The organism is Lysinibacillus telephonicus (assembly GCF_003966145.1).
Classification (GTDB): Bacteria; Bacillota; Bacilli; order Bacillales_A; family Planococcaceae; genus Ureibacillus; species Ureibacillus telephonicus.
Map to the genome: position 1 here is coordinate 21,777 of NZ_RXNR01000040.1, position 13,140 is coordinate 34,916.

General features: G+C 34.7%; 12 protein-coding genes. 8 read left to right on the top strand and 4 right to left on the bottom strand.

Features of this window, described 5'->3' with window-relative positions; genetic code table 11:
* The first annotated feature begins 72 nt into the window (after positions 1-72).
* Positions 73-864, top strand: coding sequence for a sporulation transcription factor Spo0A (gene spo0A, locus EKG35_RS13555; protein WP_126295080.1), 792 nt, complete (start codon positions 73-75; stop codon positions 862-864).
* Positions 865-1,189: 325 nt separating this feature from the next.
* Here the strand turns inward: spo0A and EKG35_RS13560 are convergent, their stop codons facing one another.
* From EKG35_RS13560 to EKG35_RS13570, 3 genes are all read right to left on the bottom strand, one after another.
* On the bottom strand, positions 1,190-2,371 hold the full coding sequence (locus tag EKG35_RS13560; protein ID WP_126295081.1) for an MFS transporter: 1,182 nt from the start codon (positions 2,369-2,371) through the stop codon (positions 1,190-1,192).
* 20 nt (positions 2,372-2,391) lie between these two features.
* Positions 2,392-2,862 (bottom strand): MarR family transcriptional regulator, encoded by a 471-nt coding sequence (locus EKG35_RS13565; RefSeq protein WP_126295082.1) that lies wholly within the window; start codon positions 2,860-2,862, stop codon positions 2,392-2,394.
* A gap of 408 nt (positions 2,863-3,270) precedes the next feature.
* Positions 3,271-3,621, bottom strand: a complete 351-nt coding sequence (locus tag EKG35_RS13570) for a hypothetical protein (protein ID WP_126295084.1) — start codon at positions 3,619-3,621, stop codon at positions 3,271-3,273.
* A 333-nt stretch (positions 3,622-3,954) separates the two neighbouring features.
* Between EKG35_RS13570 and EKG35_RS13575 the strand changes: the two genes are divergently transcribed.
* Positions 3,955-5,526 (top strand): flagellar assembly protein A, encoded by a 1,572-nt coding sequence (locus EKG35_RS13575; RefSeq protein WP_126295086.1) that lies wholly within the window; start codon positions 3,955-3,957, stop codon positions 5,524-5,526.
* Entirely contained in the window at positions 5,526-6,251 is a 726-nt protein-coding gene (locus EKG35_RS13580; protein WP_246020379.1) for a glycerophosphodiester phosphodiesterase, read from the top strand. The genes EKG35_RS13575 and EKG35_RS13580 overlap by 1 nt, the downstream gene beginning before the upstream one ends.
* 191 nt (positions 6,252-6,442) lie before the next feature.
* On the opposite strand, the gene EKG35_RS13585 is transcribed toward EKG35_RS13580, so the two are convergent.
* A complete protein-coding gene (locus EKG35_RS13585; RefSeq protein ID WP_126295087.1) occupies positions 6,443-6,706 on the bottom strand; it encodes a DUF2627 domain-containing protein in 264 nt (87 codons plus the stop codon).
* 267 nt (positions 6,707-6,973) lie between these two features.
* Here EKG35_RS13585 and bcd point away from each other — a divergent pair, with 267 nt between their 5' ends.
* The 5 genes from bcd (at position 6,974) to EKG35_RS13610 (ending at position 12,978) form a co-directional block, all read left to right on the top strand.
* On the top strand, positions 6,974-8,068 hold the full coding sequence (bcd, locus tag EKG35_RS13590; protein ID WP_126295088.1) for a branched-chain amino acid dehydrogenase: 1,095 nt from the start codon (positions 6,974-6,976) through the stop codon (positions 8,066-8,068).
* A gap of 70 nt (positions 8,069-8,138) precedes the next feature.
* Complete coding sequence (lpdA, locus tag EKG35_RS13595; protein ID WP_126295090.1) at positions 8,139-9,557, top strand: dihydrolipoyl dehydrogenase; 1,419 nt, start codon at positions 8,139-8,141, stop codon at positions 9,555-9,557.
* A 118-nt stretch (positions 9,558-9,675) separates the two neighbouring features.
* Entirely contained in the window at positions 9,676-10,686 is a 1,011-nt protein-coding gene (locus EKG35_RS13600) for a thiamine pyrophosphate-dependent dehydrogenase E1 component subunit alpha (protein ID WP_126295091.1), read from the top strand.
* Entirely contained in the window at positions 10,686-11,669 is a 984-nt protein-coding gene (locus EKG35_RS13605) for an alpha-ketoacid dehydrogenase subunit beta (protein WP_126295092.1), read from the top strand. Before EKG35_RS13600 ends, EKG35_RS13605 begins: the two co-directional genes overlap by 1 nt.
* 19 nt (positions 11,670-11,688) lie before the next feature.
* Complete coding sequence (locus tag EKG35_RS13610) at positions 11,689-12,978, top strand: dihydrolipoamide acetyltransferase family protein (RefSeq protein ID WP_126295094.1); 1,290 nt, start codon at positions 11,689-11,691, stop codon at positions 12,976-12,978.
* The last annotated feature ends 162 nt before the right edge of the window (positions 12,979-13,140 follow it).

Below are 13,140 nucleotides of genomic sequence, written 5' to 3' on the forward strand. Positions count from 1 at the left end.
ACTGTGACGTAAATTGAGAGGAAGTACAAAAAAAGTAGAAAGCTAGTAAGTATAATCAAAGGAGGAATTTTTTTGGCGAAAGTAAAAGTGGCAATAGCCGACGATAACCGGGATTTAGTAAGAACGATGGAACAATATTTTGAAAACCATCCAGATATTGAAGTTGTTGCAACTGCATCGAATGGAAAGCTTTGTATTAAAATGTTGGAAGATTATCAACCAGATGTTCTGCTCCTTGATATTATTATGCCTCATTTAGATGGATTAGGGGTTCTTGAGGCAATGTACAGCGATGACCGGCTCGCAAAAACACAAGTCATTATGCTGACTGCTTTTGGACAAGAAGATGTTATGAAGCAAGCAGTAACTTATGGTGCCTCTTATTTTATGTTAAAACCGTTTGAATTTGATCAACTCGTTCAAAAAATCCTTCATTGTGCTGGCCAAAAAACGGAAAGTGTAAAAAGACAAAGCATCTTGCAGCCTGAAGGACAAGCAAAAGTAAATCAACGTCAACTCGATACAACAATTACTTCAATTATTAAAGAAATCGGAGTTCCAGCTCATATTAAGGGGTATTCATACTTAAGGGAAGCAATTCAAATGGTATATTATGATATCGAATTATTAGGTTCAGTAACGAAAATCTTATACCCAGAAATTGCAAAAAAATTCGGCACAACGCCTTCACGTGTTGAACGTGCAATTCGTCATGCCATCGAAGTCGCATGGAACCGTGGAAACTATGAATCTATCTCTCAAATGTTCGGCTACACAGTACATCATTTAAAATCAAAACCAACTAACTCAGAATTCATTGCGATGATTGCGGATAAAATTCGTATTGAGTTGATTGCTTCTTAAGGTTGTTATATAAAAGTTTAATCAAGCAAGCAATAAACTACTTTTCAAAGCAATAAATTTCTAAATGAATATCTAAAAACTATCAAGCACGTCTATTTATTGGGTTTATATCAATTCAATCAATGGAGGTGCTTTTTTGTGCAGTTAAAAAGGAATTTTATTTCAACAAAGTAAAATACGTAAAATCGTGTGCTATATTACTTCTAAGCACCTAAAGACTATTGGAAATCCTAAAAACCTTGATAAGTTAGGGTTTTTAGTTTTTCTCTTTATTAAGAAGCAGATTGTTTATTCATAAAAAATTATTTTTCAAAAAACATATATATTAGGAAAATCTATTCTTTAAATTTCGATAATGTAATATTGAAGCGAGAAATAGAGAGATTCCCAAAAAGAAGATTACGGAAGTACTAGGCAAGATATTATACAATCCAGTAAGCATTCCCCCAACTGCCATTCCTAGATAACGAATAAAATTAAAAAGACCTAGGGCGGTTCCTCTGTTTTCACTGTACTCATTACTTATAATAGTTGAAAATAAGGGAGGGGAAAATCCTACTGTCATGCCATATCCAAATAATATTATGCTTAATCCAATGATTGATTTAGTATGTAGTAAACTAAATAATATTACTTGTAATGGCATTAATAATAAAACAGCTATAAATAATATAGTTAATGATAATTTTTTCTGTAAATTTTTGAATAACATACTTCCCAAAATCATACTAACAGTTAACGGTAAGTATAAAAAACCAATGATTTTCAAAGGTACGTGATAATGATCATTTAGTAATATTGGCAGATACACAAGAATTGCAAAGTAAATAAAGAATACGAAGAAACTTACAATTATTATACTTACACCTAAATAATTAGAAAAAATAGCAATATAGTTTTTGAAAAAGCTGATTGTTTTTCCTTGAGCATTATTTTTCTCATCATCTGGAAGGAAGTAAGCAATCAAAATAAGCAATGAAACAGAAATTAAAAAGAGGAATAAGAAGATTCCTCTGTATCCATAATACTGTCCAATTAATCCCCCCAATATTGGAGAAATTGCTGGAGCGAGTGTTAGCAATATTTGATACGTTCCCATAGCTCTTCCTCTTGCTTCACCTTCGAATAATTGTGCAATCATGTTTATTGTTACTAAAGGAATAATTCCAGTCCCAATAGCCTGAATGATTCTAGCAATCATAAAGAGTATAAAATTAGAAGTATAAGCGCATATTATCGTTGAAATACTGATAGTAACTAGGCTAATTAATATTAATCTTTTTTGATTTTTAGAATCAATTACCGTTCCTAAAATGATTTGCATCATAGCAATAATAAAAATAAAACTGCTAACAGTAAAGTTTACCCAATTGATTGAGACGCTGAAAGTATCCCGAATAAGTGGGATAATTGGTGTATAAATGTTTTGATTCAATGAGGCAAAAAAAGTGGCTATACTTAACAAATACAACACAAATACTTTGATATGAGGTATATTTATTGGCATATTCTTTCTCCTTAGGGCATTTAATTTTGCTTTATATTTTCGGTAATAGTATTTAAAAACTTAATAATAATTTCTAATTCGTCCGTATTAAAATTATCCAAAATACTTAAATAACGATTTCTTGCTTGTTCATGTAATTGATCATGAAGTAACGCGAGCTCCTCCCCAGATTTTGTAAGAAGATAATAAACTTCTTTTTTATTATCTTCTTGCTGTATTTTTACAAGGATATTATGTTGTAACAACTTTCTCACAGCTTTAGTTATAGCTGGCTTTGATAATTTTAAGCTTTCAGAAAGAGAGGTATTGTTAGCTAACCCTTTTTCTTTGATTGCTGCAATGATATGTAATTGAGTAAGTGTATAGCCTGACACTAATGCTTCTTCTTGACTTGCTTTATTTATTCTTCTTTTCTTTTCAGCTGCTTCTCGCTCTGTAATTAAATGTTGTAGAGCCTCTAATGCTTCTTCTTTTTTATTAACACTATCCATTATTCTCACCTATCTTTAATAAATATTTTTAAAAATTATTGTTAACCGGTTAACAATAATTATATGGCATTATTTTCTAATGTCAATCCTTATTAAAATTGTTTATAGGGAAAGCTGTATTTGTACTTCGTTTTAATAAAGAAATCGAAAGAAGTAAAAAGGAGAGTACAGAATTGGTGTAGTTTGTAGATTTATAGATATAAGGTAAGGAAGTAACTTTTGGGTAAAACTTTGAAGCTTGGAAATTTTTGAGTAATTAATAAATCTTTGTGAGTGAAATCGGTGATAAGACTTGATATAGCTAGGAAGGTAATAAATTACTAGATATAGCTAGTACTTTAAAGCGGAGTGATATAAATTGCAGCTAACAAACAGAACCTCTCTAAGGGATTCTCCTAACTAAATCTATCATTTAGATAATTTCCAAGCAGGAATTAAAGAGTGGAATTTGAAAAAGAAGCTCATGAAAACGTGTATAACTGAGTAAAAAGCTAATGTCATCAAATATGTAATAAACCATATTTGGACAGGTTCATCTAAAAATAAGAAAAGTATAATCATTCCAATTGGGAAGGGTACTAAGATAATTAACCATATAGGGGCTTTTAGTGCTTCTGTAACAGCACCTAATAACACTACAGCACTACCAATAATAAAGGCATGCAACAGAGAAAGGCCATTGCTAAAGAGGCAGCTGCCGACGAAGTAAGATAAAGAAGTTAAGACAACCGCTAAAAGAAAATCAAAATAATACCTCATGAATACACACACCTTTCTATAAAAAGATTTCGTATATTTTATATTTTACCATTATTTTGGAAGGAGAAGATGAATAGTTTGTAATTGTCATATTAAGAAAAACTGCGAAAATACAAAATCATTGTGATAAACATTGACAACATTCGGAAAGAGTTGATCGCTTCTTAAATTAGAAGACAATTTAATGATCTAAAAGTTTAAAAAATACAGAAAAAAGGGTATTTAGTTTCATCGACTGGTTGGAAAATAGTCCTAAAAATTTCATTATTACGTAAATTGCCTCTCAACAAATTTATTTCGATTGTTTATACTAAAAACAAGGGGGGATTTAGGGTGATAATTTTTACAAACGATTTAGTTGAAATTACAGAAGAAAATGAAAAAGTATTTATAAAAACTGTAAAAAGTGGATTTCCATTAAAGGATTTCGACGCAATTTTACGCAGTAATCCTCGTATTAAACTAACGAATTTTGCTTTATTAAAAAGCGCACTAAATAAAGAAACGATTGAACCTGTTGAAATTGGCTACTGGCTTCCTAATATATCGGTTGAAATTTCAAAGGATAAAATGACTGCTTCACTATTTATCCACGAAACAATCGAAATGATACGTGAAAATAAAGAGAAATTGACCTCCCAAATTAACGAAGCTCTTTCAGAATATAATATAACCCATGGTATTCTTGAATTAGATGTGAATAAAATTGTTCCAGGGAAAGCATATCTAATTGCAGAAGGAACACCTCCGATAAAAGGTGAAGATGCAGTCGTTAAATATCTTGAAATCCCTGAAAGAAAACCAATTATTCGTGAAGATGGCAAGGCTGATTATTTTGAAATGAATTTTATTTACGAAATTAAAGAAGGCGACTGGCTAGGTGAAAAAATACCGGCCCAGCCTGGCATCGAGGGAAAAAATATCCATGGAGAAAGCATTCCTGCTCTTGCTGGCAAAGATGTACCTTTAAAATATGATCAAAAGTCCGCTTATGAAGTTGAAGAAAATGGCAAAATGATACTATATGCTAAAACAAGTGGAGTAGTTGAACAGCGTGAAGGTGTTATTTCTGTGAATAACCACTTACCGATTGAAGGTGATGTAGGAATTGAAACGGGAAATATTAAGTTCGATGGCTCTGTAACGATTAAGGGGACAGTAATGAATGGTTATTCGGTCATCGCCACTGGTGATATTTCAATTGAGGGCGCGGAAGGAATTTCAGGTGCAAAATTGATTCAATCAACAGAAGGTGACATCTTTATAAAAGGCGGCATTTTTGGAATGGGTGTAACAGAAGTTGATGCTAGCGGCAGTATTTTTGTTAAACATGTCAACGATGCAAATCTATTTGCCAAAAAAGATATCGTTATAGGGAAATATTCACTTGGTTCTTATTTAGTTGCAAATTCCATTTTGCTCGATGAAAATAAGGGGAAAATAATAGGCGGGAAAGCGGTTGCAAAAGATATGATTGTTACAGCGGTTGCTGGAAACAAAATGGAAAGAAAAACTGAACTTATCATTGAAAGTTTAAATAAAAAAGAAGCTTATGAAATTATACAAAATAAGGCTGCATTATTAAAATCAATACAAGAGGAAATCATCCAATTAACTTCCAAAATAAATCAAATCATACAGTATAAAGACCGTTTAAATGATGAACAGCTTCGAGGCTTGGATCAATTAGAATCGGAAGTGGCAAAAAAAGAAGAACATGCACAGCATATCGATTTTGAAATTAAAGAATTAATGCAAAACCTAAAAAATGTTGGAAAAGAGCAAATTGTAGTGAAAAAGGAAGCCTATCCTGGGACATATATTCAAATTGGTAATAAATCTTCAATACTTAGTCGAATAACGCAAGGTACATTTTTATTAGAGTTTGGAGAGTTGAATATTTAATGATAAAGAGGATACCGATATTTGCACATCGGGGAGCATCGGGTTATACATTGGAAAATACAATGAAAGCCTTTGAAAAAGCAAGAAGGCTTGGGGCAGATGGAATAGAGCTAGATGTACAATGTACAAAAGACAATGTGTTGGTTGTGTACCATGACTTTAATTTGTTTCGATTAACTGGTGTAAAAAAGAATATTATTGAATGCACTTATGATGAATTATCAAATTTTACATTAGGGAAGCCACTATTAAGAAGATTTTCAAAGGAACGTATACCAACATTGAAACAAGTTATTGATTGGGCTAATACGTATAAAATGCCTTTAAATATTGAATTAAAGGAATCGTTATTAAATAATCAAAAGCCGCTCATTGACATGCTTCAAAGGATGGTTTTACCTGAGGGCAGTCATTTTTCTTCATTTCATGATGAATTAATACGAATTGTAAAAATGCAAAGACCGGATATTGAAACCGCTTTTATTGTAACAAAAGCATTTAATTGGAATGATTTAATTACTTCAACTCATTTCGACGCAGTCCATGCAAATAAAAAGTATTATAAAACTAAGTATTTAGAAGCATGTACAAAAGCAAATAAAGGAATAAGATTTTATGCAATAAATGGGACGGAATCTTTTCTATTTGATCCACATTCATTAGTGATTGGGTGGATTACTGATTTCCCAGATCGTGTTGCAAAAATCGAAAAAAAACATAAATAAAACAGACGTTCAATTGGGTATGGCAAATGAAAATCCTCTTTGAACGTCTGTTATCTATTTTATTAGAAGCTATAATACTTACTTTTGAACAGTGTCTAGCTCCATCGCCCAGCCCCTCGAGGTCGCTGCCTGCCCCTCGGTCGAAAGCTGGAAAGACGCTTTCGATTCGGGCCTTCCAGCGCTTGTCGGGGCTAAGCAGGGCGATTACGCTTTTCGTTTGAGCTTTTTTGAAATTTTGGAGCAACCTTTCCTCTTTTGCGGTCCCGATGTAATAAAAAGCCTGCAAAAAACCCTAAACCAGCAACAAAGAAAACTATCCCAATTGCAAATTGCAGCCATAACCATGGAAAAGGTTCAAGCAGCTTCCCAAATAATGTATCTCGCATAAATTTAATACCTGCTCCAGCCATTAAGGCAGGGATTAGCATGACGATAAAAGCTAACATTCTTGCCATTTGTCTTACCCCCTTACAACTACTTATTATTGTACAACTGCCTAATTGAAAGTCAAGAAACACCGCTAAAATACTTAATTCAGAATAATATTTTAAATAATTAGAAAATTCTTAAAAACATTGAATTGAACATTATTAGTTGCGTAAACCGAGTTTAGAAAGTATTGTAAAATTAAACGGATAAATTGTTAGCAATATAATGTTTTTTTTAGCTAAAAACAATCTATCCAATTAAGAAAACGCTTTCAATTTAAGGGGGAATTGTTTGTGGAAATTTTAAAGTATATGGAGAAATATGATTACGAACAACTTGTTTTTTGCCAAGACAAAACATCGGGTTTAAAAGCCATTATTGCTATTCACGATACGACGCTTGGGCCAGCTTTGGGGGGAGCGAGAATGTGGACATATGCTTCAGAAGATCAAGCAATTGAAGATGCATTACGTCTTGCTCGTGGTATGACTTATAAAAATGCAGCTGCAGGTTTAAATCTTGGTGGAGGTAAGACAGTTATTATTGGTGATCCATTTAAAGATAAAAATGAAGAAATGTTTCGTGCACTAGGCCGCTTTATTCAAGGTTTAAATGGACGTTATATAACAGCGGAAGACGTTGGAACAACCGTAACGGATATGGACTTAATTCATGAAGAAACAGATTATGTAACGGGAATCTCTCCGACTTTTGGCTCATCAGGTAATCCCTCACCAGTAACAGCATATGGGGTATATCTTGGAATGAAAGCTGCAGCAAATGAAGCTTTCGGTTCTGATAGCCTCGAAGGACGCACAGTAGCTGTTCAAGGATTAGGAAATGTTGCGTATACGCTATGTGAATATTTATATAAAGATGGTGCGAAATTAATTGTTACGGATATAAACAAAAAAGCTGTTCAAAGAGTTGTAGATGATTTTGGTGCTATAGCAGTTGACCCTGAAGATATTTATAAGCAAGATGTTGATATTTTTTCACCATGTGCTCTAGGTGCAATCATTAATGATGATACAATTCCTCAATTAAAAGCTAAAGTAATAGCAGGTTCGGCAAACAATCAATTGAAAGATTCAAGGCATGGTCAAATTATTCATGAGATGGGTATTGTTTATGCTCCAGACTATGTTATCAATGCAGGCGGGGTAATAAACGTTGCAGATGAGTTATATGGCTATAATAGAGAGCGTGCAATGAAGCACGTTGAAACAATTTATGATAGTATTACAAAGATATTCGATATTTCAAAACGAGATAATATCCCAACCTATTTAGCAGCAAATCGTCTAGCAGAAGAAAGAATTGAACGTGTATCAAAATCCCGTAAACAATTCTTAAAAAATGGAAAAACAATTCTAAATGATAGATAATTGAAGCATTAAATAAAATGGGAAGTAAAGAAATTCTTTGCTTCCTAATTATTTGTTAGGAGTGATTTGTTTGGCTCATGAATATGATCTGGTTATCCTTGGTGGTGGAACAGGAGGATATGTGGCTGCAATACGGGCCTCTCAACTAGGTTTAAAAACTGCAATTGTAGAAAAAGAAAAAATTGGTGGAACATGTTTGCATAAGGGCTGTATCCCAAGTAAAGCAATGCTTCGTAGTGCGGAAGTTTTTAGGCAATCAAAAAATGCACAACAGTTTGGAATTGATGTTTCAGATGTTAAAATAAATTTTTCAGCAATTCAAAACCGAAAACAAACTATTGTTGATCAGCTGCACAGCGGTGTGAAAAGTTTAATGAAAAAAGGGAAAATAGATGTTTACTATGGAACTGGCCGCATTTTAGGTCCATCTATTTTTTCACCAATGCCAGGCACCATTTCGGTTGAAATGGAAGGGTTGGAAAATGAGATGCTGCTTCCGAAAAATGTCATTATTGCTACTGGTTCAAGACCTCGCAATATTAATGGCATAGATGTTGACGGTGAAACAATCATGTTTTCCGATCATGCACTACAATTAGAAACATTACCGAAATCAATAATTATTGTTGGTGGTGGAGTAATTGGAATCGAATGGGCTTCCATGCTTGCAGATTTTGGTGTTGAAGTTACAGTTGTAGAATATGGAAATCGTATACTACCGACTGAAGACTTAGAAATCTCTAGTGAAATAGAGAAACTATTGAAAAACAGAGGAATAAATATTGTAACAAATGCCCAAATCACATCCGATTCAATTAAAATTGAAAATGGAATAACTGTATCGGCAACTGTCAATAATGAAGTACAGACTTTAGAAGCTGAAAAGATGCTAATTTCTATTGGTCGTGTTGGGAATATCGAAGGAATTGGTTTAGAAAATACTGAAATTGAAACTGATTCTAGCTTTATTAAAGTAAATGAAGCTTATCAAACAAAAGAGAAACATATTTATGCAATTGGGGATGTAATAGGCGGCATGCAGCTTGCACACGTTGCTTCGCATGAAGGAATTGCGGCAGTGGAGCATATTGTTAATGGAAAAATCTCTCACTTAAATAGTCAAAATATCGCTAGATGTATTTATAGTTATCCTGAAATTGCAAGTATTGGTTTGACAGAACAGCAAGCTACTGAATTAGGTCATGGGATAAAAGTAGGGAAGTTTCCATTCAAAGGAATAGGGAAAGCTTTAGTATATGGAAACTCCGAAGGATTTGTAAAAATTATTGCAAATAAAGATACAGATGACATAATAGGGGTTCATATGATTGGGCCTGATGTTACTAATATGATTTCTGAAGCAGCACTAGCAATGCTTTTAGATGCGACCCCATGGGAAATAGGAGAAACAATTCATCCTCATCCATCGTTAAGTGAAATAATTGGTGAAGCAGCATTGGCTGTAGATGGTCGAGCGATTCATATCTAAAGGTAAAAGTTTAATAGATGTTTATAAGGTTTACATGGCTGTTAAATAGTAATGAATTTTCCTCAATTTGAAAATCTAGTTAAGTTATAATGATAAAGGAATGAAAGGGGATGATTCTATGACTAACGAGAAGTTACATCATGAAGCATTAGGGTTGTCTAATGAAGAAGTTTTACAAATGTACGAAACAATGTTAACAGCGAGAAGGCTAGATGAGAGAATGTGGCTCTTGAATCGTGCAGGAAAAATTCCGTTTGTTATTTCTTGTCAAGGTCAAGAGGCAGCTCAAGTCGGTGCAGCATTTGCATTAGACAATACTAAGGACTATATTGCCCCATATTATCGAGATATGGGTGTAGTTTTACATTTCGGCATGACGCCAAGGGAATTAATGTTATCAGCATTTGCTAAAGCAGAGGATCCGAATTCTGGAGGACGTCAAATGCCTGGTCACTTTGGCCAAAAGAAAAATCGAATATTATCAGGTTCTTCACCGGTTGCGACTCAAGTACCGCACGCTGTTGGTGTGGCACTTGCTGGAAAAATGCAAAATAAAGATTATGTTTCTTTCGTAACACTTGGAGAGGGTTCTACCAACCAAGGTGATTTCCATGAAGGAGCTAATTTTGCAGGAGTTCATAATCTACCTGTCGTTATTATGGTAGAAAACAATCAATATGCTATTTCAGTACCTGTTGAACGCCAATTAGGCTGTGCAAAAGTATCTGATCGGGCAATTGGTTATGGAATGCCTGGGGTTACGGTAGATGGCAAAAATCCTCTTGAAGTGTATCGGGTTGTAAAAGAAGCAGTCGATCGTGCACGAAGAGGAGAGGGACCAAGTTTAATAGAAACCGTTACTTATCGTTTAACAGCGCACTCATCAGATGATGATGACCGTCAATATCGAACAGCTGAAGATATCGCTGAAGGAAAAGCAAATGATCCAATCAAATTATTCGAGAAATACTTAATAGAAACAGGCGTTGCATCAGATAAAACAATTGTTGATATTAACAATAAAATTGCTGAAATTGTAAACGAGGCTACTGATTATGCAGAAAATGCCCCTTATGCAGCGCCAGAGCATGCATTGAATTTCGTGTATGAGAAAGGAGATGAAGCTTAATGGCAATTATCTCTTACATTGAAGCGATTAACTTAGCAATAAAAGAAGAAATGGAACGGGATGAAAACGTTTTTATTTTAGGTGAGGATGTTGGGAGAAAAGGCGGAGTGTTTAAAGCAACAGCTGGCCTATATGAGCAATTTGGTGAATATCGTGTTTTAGATACTCCACTTGCAGAAAGTGCAATAGCAGGTGTGGCAATTGGTGCTGCGATGGTAGGAATGCGTCCGATTGCAGAAATGCAATTTGCTGATTTTATCATGCCTGCAGTAAACCAAATTGTTTCTGAAGCCGCGAAAATGCGTTATCGTTCAAATAATGATTGGAACTGTCCAATAGTCGTGCGAGCTCCTTTCGGTGGAGGAATTCATGGCGCACTTTATCATTCTCAATCAGTGGAAGCATTATTTGCAGGAACACCAGGTTTGAAAATCGTCATTCCTTCTACACCATATGATGCAAAAGGATTATTAAAGGCGGCAATTCGAGATGAAGACCCAGTTTTATTCTTTGAACATAAGCGAGCTTACCGATTAATAAAAGGGGAAGTTCCTACAGATGACTATGTGTTGCCAATAGGAAAAGCGGATGTAAAACGCGAAGGAGATGATATTACAGTCATCACATATGGCTTAGCTGTCAATTTTGCAATACAAGCAGCAGAAAGAATTGCAGATGATGGGATTCAAGCACATATTTTAGATCTTCGTACAGTTTACCCGCTGGATAAAGAAGCAATTTGTGAAGCGGCAAGTAAGACAGGGAAAGTCTTACTAATCACGGAAGACAATAAGGAAGGAAGCATCATGAGTGAAGTTGCAGCAATTATTGCAGAACATTGTTTATTTGATCTTGATGCACCTATTCAACGTCTTGCGGGGCCAGATGTACCAGCAATGCCCTATGCACCGACTATGGAAAAATATTTCATGATAAATCCTGAAAAAATAGAGCGAGCAATGCGAGATTTAGCAGCGTTTTAATAAAGGAGGTTGAGTGAATATGCAGATTCAAAACATTTTGATGCCCCAGCTTGGTGAAAGCGTAACTGAAGGAACAATCGAAAAATGGCTCGTAAAACCCGGCGATAAAGTGAACAAATATGATCCGCTTGCTGAAGTTGTAACTGATAAAGTGAATGCGGAAATCCCATCTTCTTTTTCCGGAACAATTAAAGAACTGATTGCGAATGAAGGGGAAACTCTACCGGTTGGGGAAGTTGTATGCTCAATTGAAGTAGGGGAATTGCTTTCAGAAAAAACAAATATAAGCGAAGCCATTCGAAATGCAGGGGGCACTGATCCTCTTCCACAAGAAAGTGTTGAAGTTGTAATTGGTACACGTCAAAGTGAACCTCAGCAAAAACGACGGTATTCTCCAGCTGTTCTTAGACTCGCAAATGAGCACAATATCGATTTGCAGCTAGTAGAAGGAACTGGATTAGAAGGTAGAATAACGAGAAAAGATATTTTAAAACTAATTGAGTCTGGTATTCCACAAAGTAAAGCAACACCTAATACGAAGAATCCTAGTTCAGAAGTACAATCCAGCGAAATGGCGAATGAAAAGCCAACTGTTAAAAGTGCTATTGGCGATATCGAGATTCCAGTTACTGCTGTTCGTCGTGCAATCGCAAATAATATGGTTAGAAGCAAACATGAAGTTCCTCATGCTTGGATGATGATGGAAGTCGATGTTACTAATCTTGTAGCTTATCGTGATGACATTAAAAGAGAATTCAAAGAAAAAGAAGGATTTAACGTAACGTACTTTGCATTCTTTATTAAAGCAATTGCACGTGCGCTAAAAGAATTCCCGATGATGAATTCCGTTTGGGCAGGAGATAAAATTATCCAGAAGAAAGAAATTAATATTTCAATCGCAGTTGCGACAGAAGATGCTTTATTTGTTCCTGTTATTAAAAATGCTGATGAAAAATCCATTAAAGGGATTGCTAAAGAGATTCATGAGCTATCTATCCTTGCCCGTACTGGTAAATTAAAATCAGAACACATTCAAGGTGGAACATTTACGGTAAATAATACAGGTTCATTTGGTTCTGTACAATCAATGGGTATTATTAATTATCCTCAAGCTGCAATTGTTCAAGTGGAATCAATCGTGAAAAGACCGGTCATTATGAATGGCGGCATGTTCGCTGCTAGAGATATGGTAAACTTATGTCTATCTTTAGATCACCGAATTTTAGATGGATTGATTTGTGGGAAATTTCTAAATAGAGTGAAAGAAATTCTCGAAAACGTAAATAAAGAAACGATGTCAGTCTACTAAGAAGCTAGGAAGCCTTATGAAATAGGGCTTCCTTCTTTATTTTGTATAAATGAAAACCCCCTGCTATGCAGGGGGTTCCGGAAAGCTTATAGCTATGGACATAAAAAAAACTCCAGTCGTACAATAAAGTCAGGTCTGGTCAACCGACTTCGTACGAAAGGA

Coding starts and splice junctions, on each gene's coding strand:
- EKG35_RS13560 (WP_126295081.1), bottom strand. CDS start 2,371: ATGCCAATAAATATACCTCATATCAAAGTATTTGTGTTGTATTTGTTA.
- EKG35_RS13565 (WP_126295082.1), bottom strand. CDS start 2,862: ATGGATAGTGTTAATAAAAAAGAAGAAGCATTAGAGGCTCTACAACAT.
- EKG35_RS13570 (WP_126295084.1), bottom strand. CDS start 3,621: ATGAGGTATTATTTTGATTTTCTTTTAGCGGTTGTCTTAACTTCTTTA.
- EKG35_RS13580 (WP_246020379.1), top strand. CDS start 5,526: ATGATAAAGAGGATACCGATATTTGCACATCGGGGAGCATCGGGTTAT.
- EKG35_RS13585 (WP_126295087.1), bottom strand. CDS start 6,706: ATGGCAAGAATGTTAGCTTTTATCGTCATGCTAATCCCTGCCTTAATG.
- EKG35_RS13600 (WP_126295091.1), top strand. CDS start 9,676: ATGACTAACGAGAAGTTACATCATGAAGCATTAGGGTTGTCTAATGAA.
- EKG35_RS13605 (WP_126295092.1), top strand. CDS start 10,686: ATGGCAATTATCTCTTACATTGAAGCGATTAACTTAGCAATAAAAGAA.
- EKG35_RS13610 (WP_126295094.1), top strand. CDS start 11,689: ATGCAGATTCAAAACATTTTGATGCCCCAGCTTGGTGAAAGCGTAACT.